The 20,975-nt window shown below is 46.9% G+C and carries 19 protein-coding genes and 1 tRNA gene; 10 read left to right on the forward strand and 10 right to left on the reverse strand.

The window, feature by feature from the left end:
* Positions 1–30 precede the first annotated feature (30 nt).
* A complete protein-coding gene (locus tag MYF79_RS17120) occupies positions 31–1,347 on the forward strand; it encodes a RagB/SusD family nutrient uptake outer membrane protein (protein ID WP_247808872.1) in 1,317 nt (438 codons plus the stop codon).
* A gap of 66 nt (positions 1,348–1,413) precedes the next feature.
* Here MYF79_RS17120 and MYF79_RS17125 read toward each other — a convergent pair whose 3' ends face one another.
* Together MYF79_RS17125 and MYF79_RS17130 are read right to left on the reverse strand one after the other, a co-directional pair.
* Positions 1,414–2,154, reverse strand: coding sequence for an ROK family protein (locus tag MYF79_RS17125; protein WP_247808873.1), 741 nt, complete (start codon positions 2,152–2,154; stop codon positions 1,414–1,416).
* Positions 2,155–2,217: 63 nt separating this feature from the next.
* Entirely contained in the window at positions 2,218–2,403 is a 186-nt protein-coding gene (locus MYF79_RS17130; RefSeq protein WP_247808874.1) for a DUF3606 domain-containing protein, read from the reverse strand.
* Positions 2,404–2,545: 142 nt separating this feature from the next.
* Between MYF79_RS17130 and MYF79_RS17135 the strand changes: the two genes are divergently transcribed.
* A complete protein-coding gene (locus MYF79_RS17135) occupies positions 2,546–2,806 on the forward strand; it encodes a SemiSWEET family sugar transporter (protein WP_247808875.1) in 261 nt (86 codons plus the stop codon).
* Positions 2,807–3,021: 215 nt separating this feature from the next.
* Here the strand turns inward: MYF79_RS17135 and MYF79_RS17140 are convergent, their stop codons facing one another.
* From MYF79_RS17140 to MYF79_RS17150, 3 genes are read right to left on the reverse strand one after another with little or no spacing between them, the layout of a single operon-like run.
* Entirely contained in the window at positions 3,022–4,968 is a 1,947-nt protein-coding gene (locus tag MYF79_RS17140; RefSeq protein ID WP_247808876.1) for a sialate O-acetylesterase, read from the reverse strand.
* Between the two features lie 21 nt (positions 4,969–4,989).
* Positions 4,990–5,739: an SDR family NAD(P)-dependent oxidoreductase gene (locus tag MYF79_RS17145; protein ID WP_247808877.1), complete on the reverse strand. Its 750-nt coding sequence runs from the start codon at positions 5,737–5,739 to the stop codon at positions 4,990–4,992.
* A 24-nt stretch (positions 5,740–5,763) separates the two neighbouring features.
* Positions 5,764–7,893: an alpha-glucuronidase family glycosyl hydrolase gene (locus tag MYF79_RS17150; RefSeq protein ID WP_247808878.1), complete on the reverse strand. Its 2,130-nt coding sequence runs from the start codon at positions 7,891–7,893 to the stop codon at positions 5,764–5,766.
* Positions 7,894–8,414: 521 nt separating this feature from the next.
* Here MYF79_RS17150 and MYF79_RS17155 point away from each other — a divergent pair.
* Positions 8,415–8,888 (forward strand): hypothetical protein, encoded by a 474-nt coding sequence (locus MYF79_RS17155; protein WP_247808879.1) that lies wholly within the window; start codon positions 8,415–8,417, stop codon positions 8,886–8,888.
* Between the two features lie 3 nt (positions 8,889–8,891).
* Here the strand turns inward: MYF79_RS17155 and MYF79_RS17160 are convergent, their stop codons facing one another.
* A complete protein-coding gene (locus MYF79_RS17160; protein WP_247808880.1) occupies positions 8,892–9,926 on the reverse strand; it encodes a LacI family DNA-binding transcriptional regulator in 1,035 nt (344 codons plus the stop codon).
* A 551-nt stretch (positions 9,927–10,477) separates the two neighbouring features.
* On the opposite strand from MYF79_RS17160, the gene uxuA reads away from it, so the two are divergent.
* From uxuA to MYF79_RS17175, 3 genes are all read left to right on the forward strand, one after another.
* On the forward strand, positions 10,478–11,644 hold the full coding sequence (gene uxuA / locus MYF79_RS17165; protein WP_247808881.1) for a mannonate dehydratase: 1,167 nt from the start codon (positions 10,478–10,480) through the stop codon (positions 11,642–11,644).
* An 888-nt stretch (positions 11,645–12,532) separates the two neighbouring features.
* Positions 12,533–13,618, forward strand: a complete 1,086-nt coding sequence (locus MYF79_RS17170; RefSeq protein ID WP_247808882.1) for a major royal jelly family protein — start codon at positions 12,533–12,535, stop codon at positions 13,616–13,618.
* 286 nt (positions 13,619–13,904) lie between these two features.
* Entirely contained in the window at positions 13,905–14,480 is a 576-nt protein-coding gene (locus tag MYF79_RS17175; protein WP_247808883.1) for a YdeI/OmpD-associated family protein, read from the forward strand.
* Here the strand turns inward: MYF79_RS17175 and MYF79_RS17180 are convergent.
* Positions 14,477–14,659, reverse strand: a complete 183-nt coding sequence (locus MYF79_RS17180) for a hypothetical protein (RefSeq protein ID WP_247808884.1) — start codon at positions 14,657–14,659, stop codon at positions 14,477–14,479. The genes MYF79_RS17175 and MYF79_RS17180 overlap by 4 nt on opposite strands.
* Before the next feature lie 150 nt (positions 14,660–14,809).
* Between MYF79_RS17180 and MYF79_RS17185 the strand changes: the two genes are divergently transcribed.
* Positions 14,810–15,445, forward strand: a complete 636-nt coding sequence (locus tag MYF79_RS17185) for a hypothetical protein (protein WP_247808885.1) — start codon at positions 14,810–14,812, stop codon at positions 15,443–15,445.
* Positions 15,446–15,558: 113 nt separating this feature from the next.
* Here MYF79_RS17185 and MYF79_RS17190 read toward each other — a convergent pair.
* Positions 15,559–15,630: transfer RNA gene (locus MYF79_RS17190), tRNA-Met, on the reverse strand.
* A gap of 120 nt (positions 15,631–15,750) precedes the next feature.
* Positions 15,751–16,353: an FMN-dependent NADH-azoreductase gene (locus MYF79_RS17195; protein WP_247808886.1), complete on the reverse strand. Its 603-nt coding sequence runs from the start codon at positions 16,351–16,353 to the stop codon at positions 15,751–15,753.
* 167 nt (positions 16,354–16,520) lie between these two features.
* Here MYF79_RS17195 and MYF79_RS17200 point away from each other — a divergent pair, with 167 nt between their 5' ends.
* Positions 16,521–16,907, forward strand: coding sequence for a winged helix-turn-helix transcriptional regulator (locus MYF79_RS17200; RefSeq protein ID WP_247808887.1), 387 nt, complete (start codon positions 16,521–16,523; stop codon positions 16,905–16,907).
* An 8-nt stretch (positions 16,908–16,915) separates the two neighbouring features.
* Here MYF79_RS17200 and MYF79_RS17205 read toward each other — a convergent pair whose 3' ends face one another.
* Complete coding sequence (locus MYF79_RS17205) at positions 16,916–17,305, reverse strand: winged helix-turn-helix transcriptional regulator (RefSeq protein WP_247808888.1); 390 nt, start codon at positions 17,303–17,305, stop codon at positions 16,916–16,918.
* A gap of 144 nt (positions 17,306–17,449) precedes the next feature.
* On the opposite strand from MYF79_RS17205, the gene MYF79_RS17210 reads away from it, so the two are divergent.
* The gene (locus MYF79_RS17210) at positions 17,450–18,340 is read left to right on the forward strand and encodes an NAD(P)-dependent oxidoreductase (RefSeq protein WP_247808889.1); all 891 of its coding nucleotides are present in this window, start codon (positions 17,450–17,452) and stop codon (positions 18,338–18,340) included.
* A 294-nt stretch (positions 18,341–18,634) separates the two neighbouring features.
* Positions 18,635–20,962 (forward strand): TonB-dependent receptor, encoded by a 2,328-nt coding sequence (locus MYF79_RS32475; protein ID WP_317233071.1) that lies wholly within the window; start codon positions 18,635–18,637, stop codon positions 20,960–20,962.
* Positions 20,963–20,975 lie beyond the last annotated feature (13 nt).

A 20,975-nucleotide genomic window follows, 5' to 3' on the forward strand; every position in this document is an offset into this window, starting at 1 on the left:
TCATTTTCTGTCTGTTAAAAATTATTACATATGAAGAGCTATTTCTCAATTATAACTGCCGCCTTTTTCCTGCTGATCATGAGTGCATGTCAGAAAGGAGAAATAACCAGTCTGAATACGCCTGTAGTAGGTGGTATCATTAATAACCCAACCCGCAGCGACCTGTTTAACCTTGTAACAGGTGCGGAATCGGGCATGCGTAATCACTATGCTGTTTACCTCGATGGCCTGGGCGCCATTGGCCGGGAGATCTATCGTTTCTCCGGTTCTGAGCCCCGTTATACCACTGATATTCTTGGCGGTGGTAGCAGGAGACTGGACAACAATACTTTCTACCTGACAAATCCCTGGGGCGCCCGTTACCAGGTGGCCAGGCAGTGTTTCATCCTGCTGGATGCGGTTAAGAATGCCCGTACGGAAATTGCTTCCGATGTACAGAAAAAAGCCTTCTCCGGTTTTGCAAAGACGCTGATCGGTTACCAGTTGTTGTTGAACATCAATATGACAGATTCCAATGGCGCGCGTATACCGGTGCCTAATGGTGCTACATTAGGTCCTGTGGTGACAGACCCCGGAAAAGTAATGGACACTATCCTGCAATTCCTGGACGACGGTAAAGCCGACCTGACAGGATCGCAGGTCATGTTCCCCTTATCAGATGGTTTTGCCGGTTTCAAAGATGCTGCCGGTCTGCTGAAATTTAACCGTGCGCTGGCTGCCAGGGTGTACATCTACAGGAAGAACTGGGCAGCGGCATTAACGGCTTTGAACGAATCTTTCTTCGATCTGAACGGCGCACTGAATACAGGCATATACCATTACTTCTCTACAAATGGTGGCGACCTGGCCAATACAATGTTCATCGCCCCAAACAATACCGGTGAAGTAAGAGGAGCACATCCTTCCTATGCGGCTGATATTGTTCCCGGTGACGATCGTATCAATAAGACCGCCCTGCGTAATGCCGCTTTCAGTCAGAATGGACTGACCGCTACGCGTGACGTGGTGATCTGGAGCTCACTGAATTCGCCGGTAAGCATCATCCGCAATGAGGAACTGATCCTGATCTATGCGGAAGCCAAGATACAGAGCGGTGCTATTCCCGATGCTATTGTAGCGCTGAACCGTATCAGGACAGCGCATAACCTGACGCCATATGCAGGCGCCGTTACAGTGGCCGCGTTGACAACAGAGCTGCTGTACAACAGGAGGTATTCCCTGTTTATGGAAGGACACCGTTGGATAGACGCAAGACGTTATAACTTATTGGGCACCCTGCCGAAAGACAGGCCCGATGATGATGTGTGGGCAAGGTATCCGTTGCCGCAGAATGAGAGCAATTTGTAGTTTTAGTCAACAACAGCGCCGCAGAGGATACGTCTTCTGCGGCGCTGTTGTTTTTTATCTGATGCACTAGTTTTTAGGATGGTTGGTGCTGATATGATATCTGTCTTCCAGATCCCATAGTCGCGCACCGCCCTTAATACCTTCTTTATTGGTGAAAATGTGCATGTTATCGTCCAGGGGGATGGTGAGTTCGTCAGCACTTCCTCCTCCTATATACAGGCGGTCGTAATTAAAGACGATCTTCAGGATCTCGAATACCCGTTCCATTCTTTTGTTCCATTTCTCTTTCCCTTCTTTTTCCAGGGCTTTATTCCCGATGTATTCGTCATAATCGTGCTCTTTGGTCACAGGGTGGTGGGCCAGTTCGAGGTGAGGCAGGAGATACCCGTCTATCAGCAACGCGGTGCCGAACCCGGTGCCCAATGTGACAGCCAGTTCGTATCCTTTACCGCTGACCACGCCCAGGCCGAGCTGGTCTGCATCGTTCACAAGCCTTACCGGCTTACCAAGCAGGTCAGCGATCTGCTGGCCCAGGTCGATGTTCTTCCAGTTGGGATTGCCCAGGTTGGGTGCGGTATAAACGATACCATTGCGTACATAACCAGGGAAGCCTACTGAAACCTTGTCGTAGGCCGGCATATCCTGGACCAGTGTGGAAATGGTTTCCAGTACATCCGCCGGCTTCGCGTCTTTAGGAGTTGGAAGCCGCTTGTATTCCATCTGCCATTCGCCTTTGCTGTTGAGAATCGTGCCTTTGATGTGTGAACCGCCTACGTCTATTGCTAAAATGTGATCGGATGATGCCATTGTTTACCCTAATTATGATGAGTGAAAAACCCTGCGTTCCTTACGCAGGGCGTTTCACTGAAATTACTTCAGATTCTGCAGATATTTGATAACATCTTCCCGGAATGGCCCTTTATTTTTGATGGCCTCCAGTACCTGTTCATGTTTAAGGTGCGGAAACTGCCTGTGAACATATTCCACTTCTGCCGGATCATTGGCATCAATTCTTATGCGGTCCTGCTGACCAACATTGGTTTTGTTATCAGACATATGATAAGGTTTTGGGTGAAAAAATCTTATGATATGCCTGATCAGAGATTGTGCCATTCTTACAGCTGCCGGAGCGCGGCGCAACTATGCAAGGGGCTGCCGGTATTGGCATTATTTTACTGCCGGAATAATAAACTGGGTCATGGAATTTATTGAAATACTGGGGCTTGTAGCAGGTATATGTACATCTTCTTCATTACTTCCACAGCTGATTAAGACGGTAAAGACAAAAGAGGCACAGGATGTGTCCGTATTTATGTTCATAGTGATGCTAACAGGAAACAGTTTATGGATATACTATGGATTCGCCAAATCCGATCTTCCTATTATTTCAACCAATTTTCTGGCATTGGGATTGAATATCGCGATGCTGGTGTTCAAATACAAATACAGGCATCGCTGAGCGCTATGCCTGTATTTGTATTAATGGATAAGCGGGTAGTATTGGACAGGTATCGCCGGGGGCTGCGCCAGTATGTATTTCGGAGGAATGCAGCCAGTCTTGCGTGCTTTGATACAAACAATGATCTCTGCGTGATACGCCCGTATTTGAAGGACAAACGGGATGCTGCTTAGATATACATACAGGCATCGGCTGCGCTGCGTTCCGTAGATGTTTTAAGGAATAGCCGGGAAATCATCTGTTCTGAAAGGTGATGCGGGCAGGCCTTCTTTATTGTATAGATTAGCATCCAGCGGACTGTCGGCCCAGGCATAACGCACCGCTACAGGCTTGCTGACAGATTCATGCCATACAACCACCGTGTTGCCTTTTATTTCTGCATGTGCCCACCTGAATTTGCCATCGGCTGCGGCAATAGCGAAGTGTTTGAGCGGTCCGCCTTTTGCTGTCAGGCCAGCGCCGGTATTGGTGAATTGCAGGATGATCTTATTCCCCTTTATGGTCATGCTTTTATACAGGGGACCTGAGCTAACCAGCAGGCTATCATGATACGCCAGTTTACGGGCGGCCAGGGCCAGCCGTTTGCCTACATCTTCTTTGTTGAGCGGATGGATGTCGTTCCATTCGCCGATATCTGTGGTTACGGCCATCGCTGTATTGGGAACAGAAAGCGTCTTTAACTGTGCTTCGCGCAACAGGGCCCAGTTGCTGTTGGTAGGTTGCGGATGAACGGGCATGTAACTGGTCAGCTGCGCATAGAGGAAAGGAAAATTCCTCATGGGATGCATGCCTGCCCATTTAATCCGCCAGTCTTTTATCAGGGCGGGAAGCAATTGGGCGTATTCAGCTGCCCTGTCTGAATTGGCTTCTCCCTGGTACCAGATAACGCCTTTGATAGCGTAAGGCAATAAGGGGGCTATCATCCCGTTGTACAGGCCTAAAGGCTGAGTATAAAAGGTCATGGTGGGTGGAATAGGATCAGCAGCAGCGCCCAACTGGTATTGCCATGGTCCTTTCAGATCGATGGTATCGGTAGCAGTGAACAGCTGATAAGATTTGTCAGGATAGAATCCGCCCTTACCACTGTAGTTGATCAGTCGTATGACGATGGTGTTGGCGCCTTCCTTCAGCATGCCGGCAGCGATAGGGTATTTCCGGGGAGGGTACTGGTATTGTGTAGCGCCTACCAGCTGCCCGTTGAGGTAGACGGAGTCCCTGTCCACCATATTTCCGAGGAATAACCTCGCTGCCTGTCCGGCCATCTTTGCAGGCACCTGTATGGTTTTCCTGAACCATACAACGCCGTGTATGTTTTTCAGTCCCTCGTCGTGCCAGTAAGCGGGAATGTTCATGGTCTTCCAGTCCTGCGGGTGATAGTTGCTGTCGGCCCACCTGACAGGTGCCTGTATACCTTTGTCCTGCCACCATAAGTTGCTATACCAGTTGTCGCTGGCTTGCTGATCGGCTTTACGCACGCTGTCGAGGTACCTTTGGTCTCTTAATTTCAGGGAATTGTAAATAGCTGGGAACTGCTGCAGTGCTTCGTCGCTTAGCCATGCTTCCGCAGTTGAGCCACCGGTAGCTGCTCTGATAATACCGATGGGGATATGATATTTTTCATAGAGCGCTTTCGCAAAGAAATATCCTACACCGGAGAATTGCAGCACAGATTCCGGGTCGGCCGGCATCCAGGCGCCGCTTTCAAGGTCTTCCTGCGGCTGTTGCCAGTTCATCCGGGTAGCCACGTTAAACGCCCTGATATGAGGGTTAGCGGCTGCTGCAATCACTGCGGGGTATTTGTCCTTTAAGCGTGCCATGGGCAGTTCCATATTAGACTGACCGGAACAAAGCCATACATCGCCAATAAGAACGTTCTTAATGGTGAGATGATTGCTGGCGTCGATCCTGATGTCGTAGGGACCGCCAGCTTCCATAGGCGGAATGGCCACCCGCCAGTGGCCATCCGCAGGAGTGACCGTTTCGTATTGTTTACCGGCGAAGCTGATAGTGATGTTTTCCCCTGCGGTAGCCCATCCCCACAGGTTTAGCTGGGTTTCCCGCTGTAATACCATGTTGTCGCTGATCAGGCGTGGAAGCCTGACCTGGGCGCATATGGAAGTGCTTATTATTGTACTGAGAAGGAACAAACGAATAGTCTTCATAAAACGTGAGATATGTTAAGCTTAGAATCCAATTGAATTACCACCGTCTACCGGCAATATTACCCCTGTAATATACCTTGATGCATCGGAAGCAAGGAATAGTGCTGCATCTGCCACATCTTTGGGCTGGCCCATGTGTCCCATGGGTGTTCTGCCAATGGCTTTCTGTTTCCTTTCAGGATCTGCATTCAGTGCTTTGGCCGTCATCGCAGTTTCGATGAACCCGGGAGCGATGGAATTGATGCGGATCCCTTTGGGTGATAATTCAACCGCCATGGCCCTTGTCATGCCGTCTATTGCCGTTTTACTGGCACTATATGCTATTACCCTTGGCATGCCGTATTGGGCCGCCATAGAGCTTATATTGATGATGCTACCATTGCCTTTGGGCAACATGTATTTCACCACTTCCCTGGAAATGGAGAATACGGAGCAAAGGTTGGTGGTGATGATCTGCTGGAACTCTTCGTCGGTGATCTCGGTAAAATCCTTCTTCATATTGATGCCGGCATTGTTTACCAGTATATCGATATGCCCGAACTGGTCAATTATTTTTTTGATGAGATCAGGAATAGAAGGCAGCTTGCTCATATCATGGATGATGGGATAACAGAGGTCGCCCAGTTGTATTTTGGCGGCCTGCAGCTTCTTTTCATCTCTGCCCACGATCACGGTGTGAATGCCGCTGGCGACGAATTTCTCCGCGATAGCGAGTCCTATACCTGAGCCTCCGCCGGTTACTATTGCTACTCGATTGTTTGCGTTGTCCATAGAGGTCTGTTTATTTAATGCATATCAGTTTCCCGGTGCGTAAGGGAAGCGTTGCTGTTGATAGTATTCAAGTGTATGGTCTGGTTTTTCATAATTGGCCGGGAAGGGCATTTGGGAGAAGGTCTGGAAGTACAGCAGGCAGACATTCCTCCACCAGATGGCATCTTTATGCTGGATAGCCAGCAGCATCTGTACCTGGTGAAATCTTTCCGGGTCGATATTATTTTTTAGCTGCTCCCATTTGTGTTGCATGGCGCCGACGGTGTCTACGCCTTCCTGGTATTTATGACAAAGCTCGTTCCAGAGGGTTCGGCCGGAATGCATTTTATGCTGCCAGCTTACGTGGTGGAACCATAGCAGGTATTGATCACTGCAGGTATTGCTGTCGGCGTATAACTGTTGTACGGCGGTCTGGTACTGTTGTAGTGCATTGGTGCCGGAGGCTGTTCTGTCAAATCCGATACCTTTAGCATCTGCTTTATGATAATACACCGGGTCCCAGTCGGGCCGGGGGGCGTTGTTACTCCAGGGAGCGGGGCCATAATGATGGCCGTTACCCATGATGTGATGCAGGCCGAGGGGCGTCATGTAATTCACAACCGCTTCGCGCGAGGCAAGCATGATCTGTTTGATTGACACAACGACCGTAGGATCATTGCTGAAAGTTTGTTGAATCCATTCTGTCGCTATCTGTTCGCTGCTGAGTGTATAGTCCCATGCCAGTCGCCCGAAGGCATACCAGTTGGCCTGCCCAAACAGGTGACCTGTCCAGTTACGTTCATTACCGATATTGGATACACCGGCAATGCCTGACAGGCTATGATCGTAGAGACTACCATCGATGACCTTTGCAACGGTGCTGTTCGGGCCTTTGGCATATGTATCTGCATTGAGCACTTCCTTAAACAGGGGCGCTTCATACACAAGGTGCGTACCCTGACCCAGGTATTCCTGTGTGAGCTGGAATTCCATCATCAGCGGCGTTCGTGGCATAGCGCCGAACAGGGGAGAGAAGGGCTCTCTGGGCTGGAAATCGATAGGTCCGTTCTTTACCTGTACGAGTACATTCTTACGGAACTTACCATCCAGCGGGGTAAATTCAGCATAAGCCTGTTTGAACCTGTCATTCGCCTGCGGGTCGTATACAAAGGCGCGCCAGATGACGATGCCGCCGAAAGGGCTTAGGGCATCTGCCATCATATTGGCGCCGTCTGCATGGCTGCGGCCATAGCTTTGCGGGCCGGGTTGTCCTTCGCTGTTGGCCTTTACGAGAAAGCCACCGAAGTCGGGGATCAACTGGTAGATCTCTTTCGCTTTGGCCTGCCACCATTGGCGTACGCTATCGTTGAGGGGATCGGCTGTTTTCAGGTGACCTATCTCTATCGGCGCACTGAAACGGGCGCTGAGATATACTTTAATGCCATAAGGACGGAGTACATTGGCAAGTGCAGCTACTTTCTGCAGGTAAGGCGCTGTGAGTACCGTCGCATTGGCGTTGACGTTATTCAGCACTGTACCATTGATGCCGACAGATGCGTTGGCGCGGGCGTAGTCTGTGTAACGGTCGTCTATATAGTCGGGGAGGGTATGCCAGTTCCAGATAGATATACCGGCATATCCGCGTTCTACGTACCTGTTCAGATTATCCCAGTGATTCAATAGCCGGAGCTTCACACGGGGAGAGGATATGATATGTAAGTTTTCGATGGATTGGTGGGTTTGGATCAGCCTTAACAGGTGAAATGCGCCGTAAAGTATATCTGTTGCCGTGTTGGCGGTGATGATCGTATTGCCGTTGGCCACGTTTGTAGTAATGAGGAACCCGTCTGCAGGTACCTGGGCGCCTTGCGGCAGTAGCTTTGATGTGGTTAATGCTTCGCGGGTACCGGCGATGATCGTGTTGCCTCCAGGCCTGCTGGTCACGGCAATTTTGGTGTCGAGCAGGCCGTTCAAGCCCAGTTCCAGTTCTTTCTTCACTGCGTCCATGGTGGGGGATTGGCCGGCCACGTGGATGGCGGTGATTGTTTTCCTGTAGGATAGCAGGAGCTTGTTGTTGTCTATGTGGTTATAGCGAAGCCAGAGCCGGTATCCGTCTTCGGCGTGTGATAGCTGTACGAGGAATAGTGTCAACAGCAGCAGGAGTGCTTTTTTCATAACGGGGATGTTGTATAAATTACAATCGGTTGCGTAAAAGTCGGGAAAAGAAATTTAATTACAAAGATTTGTTTTGTTTTCGCTTTGCCTTGGAGGATTATGTTTTGTTGTTTGTTTGGTTTGTTTGGGGATGTTGCTGCGGTTTCAGGTGGGACCCCGGGCTGTATCCCTCTGCGAGTCCTTGCTATTTGGCTTTATCAATCGTGTTTGGCTTTTGGATCTTTATTAAACCCCTGGTAGGTCGTATCAGCGCTCTCCAAGGGATAAGGCCCTTGGGTCTCCACCTGAAACCCTCCGCTACATTGGGGGATTTTGGGGTGGTTGGGCGTTCATTAATACGGAGCGCCCGCCGCAGGTGGGCGCGTGTTTGTAGCCCCGGGTTTCAACACGGGGTGATACCAGGCGTACGTTGTGGTGATGGCTGTAAACCCCGATCCCGGTTATATGCGCATGTTTGTGGTCATATTGGTTCCCGCAATAGGCAAGGTGTGTTTGTACCAAATTTGTATATAAAAAAGGATATGCGTTACTTTGCAGCCCTTATGTGTGAATTGTTTACGAATTTATATAATGCTTATTTCACCCTTGGAGGGGCTGATAAATATATCATAGGCAGGAATCTTAGAATGGTGAGTCAGTCGGAGAATGCCTATTTGCTTCACCTGGATACCCGTGAGGTAACGTACCTGAACTGGTTTTATGGGAATCCAACCTGTGGGGTCATCAGTGATGACGAAAAATGGGTAGTAGTGGCGGGTGATTTTGAGATAACGGTATGGGATGAAGGCGTTGTGACTACGATCGATACTAATCCCGTGTTTGATATCCGCCAGAAAGATGCGTTTACAGTCGAATTGTTAGTGAACATACCATACCTTGACGCAGCGGTGTGGGAGTTGAATGTGGCTACTATGGAACTGCGGGAGACTGCACATTACACCACTTTCTTCAATAAGGAGTACCTCAGTAAATGTACCATCCTGTCCGGATCATAAGGCTTATTTCCGCTTTCCTGAAGAAGCCCTGATAATCAGCTCAGATCTCAGTACGATCGTGTTCATATTGGTAATGTTGGTATCGCCATTCAGATGGCTGGCGAGACCGGCGACTGCGGCCTGGCCCATGTTATAGCCGGGATAGTTGACCGTTGTAAGATTGGGTTCTATCACCCTGCTGATAGGATCGTTGTTAAAGCCGGCAAAGGCGATGTCTTCCGGGATGTTGACGCCGGCATTCCTGAGGGCGATCATGCAATAGACGGCGGCTGTGTCGTTGGCGCAGAAGACGGCTTCCGGCCTGTCTTTGGGTTTCAGTTTCAAAAGTTGTATGGCGATATCTGTACCGCATTCTTCTGTCAGGTTGCCTGACATAACCAGTTTCTCGTCGAAATGCAGTTTGTGGTCCTGTAAGGCCTGTTTGTAGCCTCTTAATCGTTCGGAATAAACATTCAGCAACATATTTCCTCCCAGGTGCATAATGCGTTTGTGGCCCTGCATGATAAGATGGCGGGTTACCTGGTAGGCGGCAGTGAAATTGTCTATAATGATACTGGTACTGTCAGGATGGGAGGCCACACGGTCGAAGAAGATCACGGGGATCTTCTTATTAAAGAATACGTCGAAATGCCGGACGTTCTCTGAGCTATGGGCCAGGGATACCAGCAGTCCGTCCACCCGCTTGTTGAACATTGTCATCACGTTCTCCATTTCCTTGTCTGCCTGCTCCAGTGACTGCGCAATGATCAGGTTGTAGCCTTCCTTGCTGGCCGCATTCTCCATGCCGGCAAGTACAGAAGACATGAAACTACTATTCAGCCTTGGCACGATCACGCCCAGCGTCTGCGTCCTTTTGCTACGCAGGCTGCTGGCAAAGGTATTGGAACGATAGCCCAGCTGACGCGCCACTTCAGCAATCTTCTTCCGGGTCTTTATATTAATAGTAGGGTGATCTTTCAGCCCACGACTAACCGTCGTAGGTGAAATATTCAGAAGCCTGGCTATGTCGTATATCGTGATTTCTTTTTCTTCTGGCATGACAAGAGTGTTTCCCGTGCAAATAAAAGCAGAAATATTTTACGATAAAAATACAATCGGTTGTAATTTTATCGAAATTGCTATATTCGTTGTGTGAAAAGACTGATTTAAAGATTCCACTATGAAAGCACATTTCAAGGGTGCCACGAAATAAACGAAAGAAGGCTGGTGCCAAGGGCTTAATGAAAAACAGACAGCTCATTTCCTGCCTGCTGAAGGCTATCAGCAACCCTTTAATGTGACTTCGTAATTATTGCAGTTCTCGTTTTTGTATCGCCCCGGGCAATGCGGTATCTTATGTGTGTAATCGATGCTGGTATTGGCTTATAGTTTATTACAACCGATTTTAATTATATTAGTCAAATACGGAAGAATGGGCAACCGGGCAACGGCAAGAAATAGTTCATAGGGTAGATAAAATGCCTGCGGTGTGATGCTGCAGGCATTGCATTTTTCCAGTTGTTTAATTATGTGGGTGTCAGGCGGGGCGAAAAAGCATCAGACAAAAAATATTCATTTCATTGAGAATAATACTATAGCTAATGTTATTGATGGAGAAAACAATGCGCTGGTTTGGCCCTAATGATCCGGTTAGCCTGCGCGATATCAGACAGGCAGGATGTACAGGCGTGGTAACAGCCTTGCACCACATACCAGTAGGAGAAATATGGACAGTACCGGAGATCCTCAGACGGAAGAAAGAAATTGAAGCTGCTGGTATGGACTGGACGGTGATTGAAAGTCTGCCGGTCAGTGAAGACATCAAGAAGCAGTCAGGTGATTATCTGCAGCATATAGGGAACTATAAACAAAGTCTGTTGAACGTCGCAAAATGCGGTCTGAAGGTGGTGACTTACAATTTTATGCCGGTGCTGGATTGGGTGAGGACAGACATTAATTACACCCTGCCCGGTGGCAGTAAGGCATTGCGTTATGAGCGCTCAGCCTTTATTGCTTTTGACCTGTTTATGCTGGAGCGGCCAGGGGCAGCGCAGGATTATACTTCCGCAGAGATCGAAGCTGCTGCAGCTTTGTTGAAAAATATGAGTGAGGGGGAGAAGGCGACGCTGTACAAGAATGCCTTACTGGGATTGCCCGGCAGTGATGTACCTTTTACTGCAGCTGAAGTGCTGTCGGCGCTGGATACTTATAAAGGTATCGATGCTGATAAGTTAAGGGAGCACCTATATTATTTTCTACGTGAAGTGGCGCCAGTAGCAGAATCTGTAGGGGTACAGCTGGCTATTCATCCGGATGATCCACCTTTCCCGGTGTTGGGATTGCCGCGTATTTTAAGCACTGCTGATGATGTGGAGGCTTTGTTGCAGGCGGTGCCATCGCCGGCGAACGGCTTGTGCTTTTGTACCGGGTCTTTTGGTGTAAGAAAAGACAATCATCTGCCAGAGATGGTGCGGCAGTTCGGAGATCGTATTCACTTCGTTCACCTCCGTAATACGCAGCAGGATACAGCCGGGAATTTCTTTGAGTCTGATCACCTGGATGGAGTTGTCGATATGTATGCCGTGGTGAAGGAATTGGTGCTGTTAATGCAGCAGAAAGGGCATAGCTTGCCTATGCGACCGGATCATGGTCACCAGATGTTAGACGATCTTACCAAAACCACCTATCCTGGTTACTCGGCGATAGGTCGCCTGAAAGGCCTGGCGGAGCTGAGAGGTTTGGAAGTGGGGATCGCCCGCGGCCTGAGCGGACACTAGTACGACGCTTTTTTGTTTATGTTTGGTTTATTGAGGATGTTGCTGCGGTTCCAGGTGGGACCCCTCGGCTGTATCCCTTTCCGAGTACCTTGCTATATAGCTTATCAATCGTGTTTGGCATTTGTGTGTTGATTAACCCCAGGTAGGTCGTATCAGCGCTCTCCAAGGGATAAGGCCCTTGGGTCTCCACCTGAACCCCTCCGCTACATGAGGTGCTTGGAGGTAGGCAACTAATAATACAACCGCCCCCCCCAGTGGATATAACTCCAGCTGCCCTCCAGCGGATCTTAGTCATTGCAATATTTACTCAACGGTAACAATACCCGCAGGCATGATCTTTCCCCATCGCTTTTGCCTCCTGCACTGTCACAGAATCAATATTGTGTGTACATCGTTTCAAGCCCTCGCAATATCCTTTGTGGTACGAGTAACTGGTTGGGGACTTGCAGATATACACTTTTGTAAAATGCATAGCACTTAAGGAGATGGATGCAAGAAGTAATATTGAGAAGGTGTGTAGGTGTTTTTTCATAACGGTATATTTACAAATGTAATATAAATACTTGTCAGAATATAGCAATAGGTGTAAATATAAATATTTCTAGTTGTTAATCTTTTCCTGTTAAATCGCTTTTGTTGCACGATTATTTAGCGGCTTGTAATGCATTATGAACAGCTGCCTTCGCTGTTCTTATGAGAGTAATTGCCACATTGATAATTATTTAACGGGCAAAGACTGCAACAGCTTAGAGATGCATTTGATGGTACGTGAGGAAAATGGGAGTGTTTCGCGCCGACCAGCGCATCATTGTCCCCATGGGATAATGTATTGGCACAATGTTTCTGAAGATGAGGTGATTCAATTGCTATCTTTTAAAACACATGTTTATGAAAAATTGTGCTGTACTCTTCTTGCTGTTAACAGGCATCCTGGCAGCCTGTTCTGATGATAATGATCCGGATAATAATCACGGTTTACAATTGGTCTTTGAGGATAATACCTACCAGCTGACAGGCGTCGCGAAAGAAGAAGGCGGACGCATGCTGGTGAACTATCCCCGCTGGTCGGATATTTATAAATACGCGGTAGTGGTAACACAGGGAAGAACAGGTAAAACACCTTATCCGAATGAAGACATGCAACAATGGCAACATGGATTGTCCGGATTGGATAAATGGGTATGTGTACAGTCCGTTTATTTTGATGATGCAGGCGATCTTTGGATACTGGATCCTGCTGCACCCCGTTTACAAACGATACAGGGCAATGGGGCCAAACTGGTGAAAATGGATAAGACCAGTAATACCGTGGCCAGAACCTATTCGTTTATGGATATTCTCGCGGATACTTCCTATGTCAATGATGTACGGATAGATGTAGCCCGTCAATATGCTTATCTCACCGAATCCAAAGGAGGAGGTATCATTGTCGTGAACCTGGCTAACGGACAAATGAGGAGGGTATTGCAGGCACATTATTCTACGATATCAGACCCCGCATATAAGTTTGTCATTGATGGACGGGAACTGATGAAGAATGGCCGGCCGGCAAAATTTAATTCAGATGGTATTGCGTTAACGCCCAATGGTGATTGGTTATACTATAAACCGCTTTCGGATGATAAACTTTATCGTATTAAGACAGAATACCTGCGCGACTGGAATATGAACGACGCTGATCTGGGTAGCAGGGTAGAAGACCTGGGACATTTTACGACCACTGATGGTATGATCTTCGATAAAAAAGGGAATCTGTACCTGGGCGACCTGCAACGGTATCGCCTCGTGAAGCTGGATTCAACCCTGAAGATGACTACAATAGTACAGGACGACAGGCTAATATGGCCCGATAGCTATTCAATTGCAGACGGATATTTGTATGTAAGTTGCTCACAGATCCAGAAGCAGCCAGAATACAATAACGGAGTAGATAAACGAACATCTCCGTATACAGTGTATAAAGTGAAGATATAGAAGGTTGATAGACGAAAAGAATATATAATAGGGAGAGCGGTGATCAGATGAGCCTCTCCATGTATAAACATTATGAAGTGGAGAATACAAAAGCATGTGAATGATGTGTCAACAAATATAGACATTTGCGTGGTTATATAACTACGTATATATTTGTAGCAGTATATCCGCAATGGGTGATATGTAAATCAAATATTATCACCCATTGTTGTTCCTGATCCCGACCATGGCATACCTGTTCAGGACAGGAGCAGGCGGAACATTCGTTAAACCAATAAGTCATAACATGCACCCTAAAGTTGACGCATACATCAGCAAATCCAAATGGGAGAAGGAACTGGAGAAGTTGAGAAATATTATACTTGATTGTCAGCTGATGGAGGAATTTAAGTGGGGAACACCCTGTTACACTTATGAGGGTAACAATGTAGTGCTGATACACACATTCAAAGAATACTGCGCCATGCTGTTTTTCAAGGGCGCTTTGTTAAATGATCCTGAAGGTATTTTAATCCAGCAGACAGAGAATACACAGGCAACACGGCAGATCCGTTTTACCAATGCCAAGGAGGTGGCAGGAATGACACAGATCCTGAAATCTTATATCTATGAGGCCATTGAAGTAGAAAGGGCTGGTTTGAAAGTGAACTACAAAAAGACCACAGAATTTCCTGTTGCTGAGGAGTTTCAACAGAAACTGGATACCCACCCTGCCCTAAAGGCTGCTTTTGAGGCATTGACGCCCGGAAGGCAACGCGCATACCTGCTTCATTTTTCTGCACCTAAACAATCGAAGACAAGAGTGTCGAGGGTTGAGAAATGTATGCCACAGATTCTTGAGGGAAAAGGCCTGATGGATTAAGAGAACCGTCTTCCTATCATCTTCGTTGCTATAATACTTTTTATTTCTGCCGGATTAGCATTGAGATGGCTGATAGCAATCTGTAAAGGAGACCTATAGCTTTTATAGTTTAACTGCATCGTTTTGCGGATGAGAAAATTAGGCTGACGGGCAATATATTCTTCCGGATTCCTGACCATCAAGGTCAGGAATTCCTGTTTTCCACTCTACCTGTGGCGATTGAATATGAGACCTGATGGGAGAGAAGTATAATATGATGAAATAGCGTTAACTTGCGGCTATAAACTAACTGTTACCCCCGGCTTGTACAGCCACAAAATAGACAAGATATGCTTAGAAGTACTGATGCGGCAAAATTCTGGCGTTGGTTTGAGGAGAAGAGCGATGACTTCCGCTTTTTCAGGGAGATGGAACCGGAAGAATGTGAAGAAATATTTGAAGAGCTTACCACGAGACTCCACCTATATTGCACCAGCTTGTTTTTCGAAATGCGCATAAACATAGAAAATGAAGGTGAACTTATTATTACCGCTGAAGGTAATGAAGCGTTCTTCGACGACGCAGAATACCTGGTGTCAAGAGCGCCAGTAATTGATCATTGGACCTTCACTGCACTGATACCCGCGGAGGAAGATAACGAGGGTATTGAATATGAAGACCTGGATCTGTCTCCATCCGAGATGTGGTTTACTGCTATTGAAGATGAAAACCAGCCGGAGAAGCTGAACCTGGTGATCCATTTCAGGGACTATGAACTTGTGAAATCGAGTGAGCATCTTGATACTGCTATCTTCCTTTTATTACAAAGTTTGTTGGGCGAAAAAATGTTTGCCCGGTATATTAATCTTTATACGATGACGGACCTGCCTGGGGATACTGCGGAGGGGGGCTATCCGGAGTTGAATAGTTTGCCGGAGTATATCGCGGCCATGAAAGGAGAAAGGAACATTGGTGACTATAGATAATAGATATTAAGTAAGATGGCAAGCCGTGTATGGCTACTTAGAGTGGTCCGAAAAAGTCTTACCGGTAGTTAAATAGAAAGAGGGTGTCAACACTGACACCCTCTTTCTATTTGTAGCGAGGAGGGGATTCGAACCTCTGACCTTCGGGTTATGAGCCCGACGAGCTACCTCTGCTCTACCTCGCAATGAGGGTGCAAAGGTGCATAAACGATTTTAATTAACCAAGTTTTTTTTTGCCCTGGCCTTTGATCGTCAAACATCATCCTCGGAGGAGGTGCTGCAGCATGGGATGCAGCGCTAAGTCATCAGTCAATGTATATGCTCGCAATACCTTTTTCCAGGGCCTGCTCTTTCACGCCGGCAAGTTTGACGCCTTCCGCACGAAAAACCGTGACATCAGTCATACCTAAGAGTCCCAGGAAGGCCTTCAGATAAGGCGCTACAAAATCATTGCCTTTTGAGGGGCCTTCCGAATAGATACCACCAGATGACATGGCAACATAGACTTTCTTACCGGTGACCATACCAACGGGGCCTTTCTCACTATAGCCGAAGGTAATACCAGCCCTTGTGATGTGGTCGCCCCAGGCTTTTAAAGTGGAAGGAATCGTCAAATTGTAAAGAGGAGCACCAATAACAATGATATCAGCTGCTAATAATTGCTTCACCGCTTCATTGGAATAGCGTATGGATGCCCTTCCTTCGTCGGTCAGCTGGGCACCGGGCGTAAACATAGACTGAAGGATCATGGGGTTTAGGTGCGGAATATCCTGCTCGTTCAGGTTCACTTCTTCCACCGTGCTGCCTGGATACTTTTCAATCACTTTATTAACAATCGCATTGCTGAGTTTATAGCTATAAGATTCAGTTCCCTGAATGCTTGAGATCAGATGAAGGATACGTTTCATAAAACCTTGATTAATATTTATTAGCGTTTAGATATAACAGGAGCCCTGGCGCCGGCTTTACCCGCTCCCGTTACTATCGGAGACAAAGGTACAGGCGCCGCGTACTGAAACGATCCGACTTACCTGTAGGAAAGCGCTCACATTCAGGAAAGTGTGTAACTTTGGATATGGAAATAATGGTTCATGAAATAGAGTCAATTCCCAACAGGCAGGAATGTGCGACGTCGCTTCACCACGTGGTGGATGCACTATATGTACTTGGGGGTAAATGGAGATTACCTTTGATATTAAGCCTGGTACAATCTCCTAAAAGGTTCAATGAAATACAGCATGAGTTGAGTGGTATTTCCCCGAAGATCCTGGCGAAAGAATTAAAAGACCTGGAACTGAATGAATTTATTACACGTAAGGTATATGCCGGTACACCGGCCATCATCGTGTATGAAGCGACTCAGCATAGCCTGACCCTGAAGAATGTATTGCGGGAATTGAGCCTGTGGGGTAAACAACACCGGGAAATCATTAAAAAGAGTATGAAGCGACAGGCTGCTTAGATACCTTTTCAGCTGACATTCGCCAGTGCCATGTTTGCAGGACGCTTCTCCTTCTGCTCCATGAGCATTTTGAAATTATCAGCGTGGCGGCTACCCCATCTATCCATTTCCTGTATTACGGGGAGTAAAGATTCACCGAATTCAGTCAGGTAATATTCCACATGTGGCGGCAGTTCCGGATAGATCACCCGCTTTACAATACCATGAAATTCCAGTTCCCGTAACTGAAGATTTAGCGCACGGCGTGTGGCGGAGGGCACCTTTTTGTGCAACTCATTGGGCCTGCGTACACCAGTACTGATCATGAAGAGAAGATAGGATTTCCATTTGCCACCAATGATCTCCATGATAATGGAAAATCCACAGTTAAACTCTTTGGGCATTTTCTTTTCGTACATAGCCAATCGTTTTTAACAGGTACAAAAATACACCTATGTCCCGGACGAAGCGGGTATGGAAAAAATTTTCCATACCCGCAATTAATTTCCCGTATTGGTAGCCGTCTGCGAAACAGTTCTCTTTGCATTAAAATATAAATAGCAATGAGAACTTATCATGAAGACAAGCTGCCGGGCACAACACGGGAAAAAGTATCAGTTATAGGTCTGGGCGCAATGGGATCAGTGCTGGCACATTTACTGGTGAAGGAGAAGCAGGAGGTTACTGTCTGGAACAGAACGGCAGCGAAGGCTGAGCAGCTTGTTAAAGAGGGCGCCAAATACACGGGTGATATCCATGCAGCAGTGAGTGCCAGTTCACTGGTTATTATCTGTGTGCTGGATTATGCGGTCACTAATGAGATTTTCGGGGAGGTAGATGTGCAGGGGAAGACGATTATCCAGTTAAGCACTGGTACACCGCAGGACGCACGGGAAATGGCTGCGATGATGAAGTCGCGCGGGGCCTTGTACCTGGACGGAGCTATACTGGCTACGCCTTCCCAGATGGGGCAGCCGTCTACACCTATTTTCTTTTCGGGATCTCAAACGGCCTTTGAACGCAGCGAAGCGGTTTTAAAGATACTTGCCGGCATGCTTTTGTATGTGGGCGAAGCACCGGGAGCGGCTGCAGCCTGGGATCTTGCCGCGCTTTCCAGTATGTTTGGAATGATGTTCGGGTTCTTTCACGGCGTGCGTATAATAGAGTCGGAGGGCCTGGACGTTGCCGCCCTGGGTAATATGATAGCTGACATCTCCCCCGTGTTAGGACAGATGGTGAAGAGCACGGCGGATGATATACAGCAGGCGCATTACACTTCCCCTCAAAGTTCGCTGGAGATATGTGCGCTTAGTTTTGAGCTGATGATGCGCCAGGCGGCGGAAGGGAATATTAAAGCCCCTTTCCCGGTATTTGCGCTGGGGCTTTTCAACAAGGCCAGAGCCGCAGGGTATGGAGATGAGCGATTGGCTGCGATGATGAAGGTGTTGCGATAGAAAAGGGTTTTATTGGAGGATGTCTGCCTGCATCAAATAGGTATTATCACGGAGTATTTTGTACTGAACAAAGAGTCTGTATCAGAAGTAAGATAAAGGCCTCACTTTAAATACTATAACCGTGATCTGATTAATAAAAGATATAATGTTACGGCCCAGCTCAGGAAGGGCTGTTAAGCGAGCTACTTTTTCCTTTTTTCGTAAATGAATTTCCGCATTACATAAACCTGTCACCCCGCTCCCGTGTAAGTTTGCAACTTTTTGTACCAGAAGATCTATCATTCAATCTGAATAATGAAAACACTAGTATGGTTGCTGACAGCGGTTATTGTCAGTTTGTCTGCCGTTGGGCAACAAGCAGTTATTACGGGGACGGTATACGATAAGGAGCATCACAGTCTCGCATTTTCTGCCGTTAGCATACCGGCGCTTAAGACCGGGGTGACACCCAGTCAATCCGGAGTATATACGATAAGCGTACCCGCAGGAGCATATATCATTGCATCTTCCCTTGTTGGATATAAGCCGGCGATTCAAAAAGTTGAACTTAATGCGGGGGATACGGCTCATTTGAATTTTACTTTAGAGCAGGACACAAAACTGAAAGAAGTTATTATTTCTGCCAGTCGCAGGCAGGAAACACTGGATGAGGTGCCGTCTTCTATTAATATCATTGGTGCGAAGGATCTTGCTATTCAGAAAACGATCAATAATAATCTGAGCGATATATTGGCCAATAGTGTTCCTGGTCTCGGCTTTAATACTAACCGAAGCAGCAATCTTGGGCAGACGATGCGTGGTCGTGGCATTTTAATCATGATAGACGGCGTGCCACAATCCACTCCCTTACGTAATGGCGCCCGCGATATTCGCACAATTGATCCTGTTGCTATTGAGAGAGTGGAAGTTATCAAAGGGGCTACTGCTATTTATGGCAACGGCGCAGACGGTGGATTGATCAATTATATTACAAAGAAGCCGGACGCGAATAAAGTGATCAGTGGACAGACTTCTATCGGATCCAGTACTTTTCTGATAAAACCACAGCATACGCTTGGTGCGCAGGCAAGCCAGCTGTTAAGCGGCACAATAAAAAAACTTGACTATGTTGTTTCCGGACGATATGAACAAACAGGCGTCGCCAGGGATGCGAAAGGCGAAGTGTTATCTCCTGAATATGGATTGAATGATCTGCAAATGTGGAATGTATTTGCCAAAGTAGGGTATAATATCAATATCAATAACCGACTGGAGCTGATGTACAATTATTTCAGCAGTAAACAGCGCACTGATTATATTGCCAGGGCGGGAAAGTATGGTGTTCCGGATTCCGCGACTATAGGGATCCTGGGTGTTCGGCCGGGGGAGCCGGAAGGTACGCCTTATAATCACAATGTGAATCTTCATTACAGCAGTCAAGGGCTCATAGGCGGCACTGATCTTGACGTAAATATGTATTTGCAGGATTTTTATACTTTATTGTCTTCAAGTAACTTCTTTGAAGGAAATGGTCAACCTGGAATTCTTGACAAAAAGAAAGGCTTACGAATTAACCTGAATAGTCCTTTTCTCATCTCAGATATTTGGAATGGTAATGTTATATATGGAATTGATGTACTTTCCGATAAAACTTCCACTGTGCTTACAGATGGACGTGTCTCTGTTCCTGAAATGAATATGCGTAACCTCGCTCCTTATATGCAATTAAAATCAGTGTTTCAGAAAAACCTGATATTTAAGGCAGGGCTCCGTTTTGAAAATATAAATATTGATGTGCCCACGTATACGACACTTAATACGCTTAATTATAGCACCGGCGGATATTCCGGCGGCGGTGTTGTGGTAAAGGGCGGTGCGCTCAATTATAATGCTTTCGTGTTTAATGCCGGTTTAAGATTTAATAAGCTGTCTTATTTTAAACCATTTGTCAGCTTTTCGCAGAGCTTTAGCATCGGGGATCTTGGATTGGTACTTCGGTCTGCTGCTGAAAATACGCTTGCTGATATCACTACTGAGGCGGTAACCGCAAATAGTTATGAAGCTGGTTTTAACAGCACATTCGGGAAACTTAATATTGAAGGAGCTGTTTACCTTAGTACCTCTGAACTGGGGGCCTCTTATGTATATGTGAACGGTAAAACGCAGATTGCCAGGTCGCCGGAGAAAATTCATGGTTTTGAGCTGGCAGCAGATTATGCTTTACTGGAGCATTTAGTCATTGGCGGCTCTTATTCCTATACTGAAGGGAAAAGAAATGTCAATGATAAAAAGGTTTATCTTGGTGGCGACCGTATCAATCCACCTAAATCTACAGCCTATGTTTCCTGGAATATACTACCTGATTGGCTGATCCGTGTACAGATGCTCCATGCAGGCAACCGCAAACGCTTTGAGCCTGTCAACGGCAAGTACAGTTATGGCACTGGCCCAATCAACTCATTTACCACTTTTAACCTTTTTACCAGCTATCATCTTGATAAGAAAAGCAGTATTCAAATCGGCATAGAGAACTTATTGAATAAGAATTATTTTACTATTCCTTCACAATGGATGTCGGACAATCTGAGCTATGTGAAAGGAAATGGTATCAGGCTTACAGTGAATTATGTGTATAAATTTTAAAAGAGAGCCGGCT

The sequence above is a fragment of the Chitinophaga filiformis genome, from assembly GCF_023100805.1.
In the GTDB taxonomy this organism is placed as follows: domain Bacteria; phylum Bacteroidota; class Bacteroidia; order Chitinophagales; family Chitinophagaceae; genus Chitinophaga; species Chitinophaga filiformis_B.

Bases quoted from the DNA above. Each gene is read 5' to 3' on its own strand.
- uxuA (WP_247808881.1), top strand. From the start codon at position 10,478: ATGGAGAAAACAATGCGCTGGTTTGGCCCTAATGATCCGGTTAGCCTG.
- MYF79_RS17185 (WP_247808885.1), top strand. From the start codon at position 14,810: ATGCTTAGAAGTACTGATGCGGCAAAATTCTGGCGTTGGTTTGAGGAG.
- MYF79_RS17135 (WP_247808875.1), top strand. From the start codon at position 2,546: ATGGAATTTATTGAAATACTGGGGCTTGTAGCAGGTATATGTACATCT.
- MYF79_RS17200 (WP_247808887.1), top strand. From the start codon at position 16,521: ATGGAAATAATGGTTCATGAAATAGAGTCAATTCCCAACAGGCAGGAA.
- MYF79_RS17160 (WP_247808880.1), bottom strand. From the start codon at position 9,926: ATGCCAGAAGAAAAAGAAATCACGATATACGACATAGCCAGGCTTCTG.
- MYF79_RS17140 (WP_247808876.1), bottom strand. From the start codon at position 4,968: ATGAAGACTATTCGTTTGTTCCTTCTCAGTACAATAATAAGCACTTCC.
- MYF79_RS32475 (WP_317233071.1), top strand. From the start codon at position 18,635: ATGAAAACACTAGTATGGTTGCTGACAGCGGTTATTGTCAGTTTGTCT.
- MYF79_RS17125 (WP_247808873.1), bottom strand. From the start codon at position 2,154: ATGGCATCATCCGATCACATTTTAGCAATAGACGTAGGCGGTTCACAC.
- MYF79_RS17180 (WP_247808884.1), bottom strand. From the start codon at position 14,659: ATGGTCAGGAATCCGGAAGAATATATTGCCCGTCAGCCTAATTTTCTC.
- MYF79_RS17145 (WP_247808877.1), bottom strand. From the start codon at position 5,739: ATGGACAACGCAAACAATCGAGTAGCAATAGTAACCGGCGGAGGCTCA.
- MYF79_RS17205 (WP_247808888.1), bottom strand. From the start codon at position 17,305: ATGTACGAAAAGAAAATGCCCAAAGAGTTTAACTGTGGATTTTCCATT.
- MYF79_RS17150 (WP_247808878.1), bottom strand. From the start codon at position 7,893: ATGAAAAAAGCACTCCTGCTGCTGTTGACACTATTCCTCGTACAGCTA.
- MYF79_RS17155 (WP_247808879.1), top strand. From the start codon at position 8,415: ATGCGTTACTTTGCAGCCCTTATGTGTGAATTGTTTACGAATTTATAT.
- MYF79_RS17120 (WP_247808872.1), top strand. From the start codon at position 31: ATGAAGAGCTATTTCTCAATTATAACTGCCGCCTTTTTCCTGCTGATC.
- MYF79_RS17195 (WP_247808886.1), bottom strand. From the start codon at position 16,353: ATGAAACGTATCCTTCATCTGATCTCAAGCATTCAGGGAACTGAATCT.
- MYF79_RS17175 (WP_247808883.1), top strand. From the start codon at position 13,905: ATGCACCCTAAAGTTGACGCATACATCAGCAAATCCAAATGGGAGAAG.
- MYF79_RS17210 (WP_247808889.1), top strand. From the start codon at position 17,450: ATGAGAACTTATCATGAAGACAAGCTGCCGGGCACAACACGGGAAAAA.
- MYF79_RS17170 (WP_247808882.1), top strand. From the start codon at position 12,533: ATGAAAAATTGTGCTGTACTCTTCTTGCTGTTAACAGGCATCCTGGCA.
- MYF79_RS17130 (WP_247808874.1), bottom strand. From the start codon at position 2,403: ATGTCTGATAACAAAACCAATGTTGGTCAGCAGGACCGCATAAGAATT.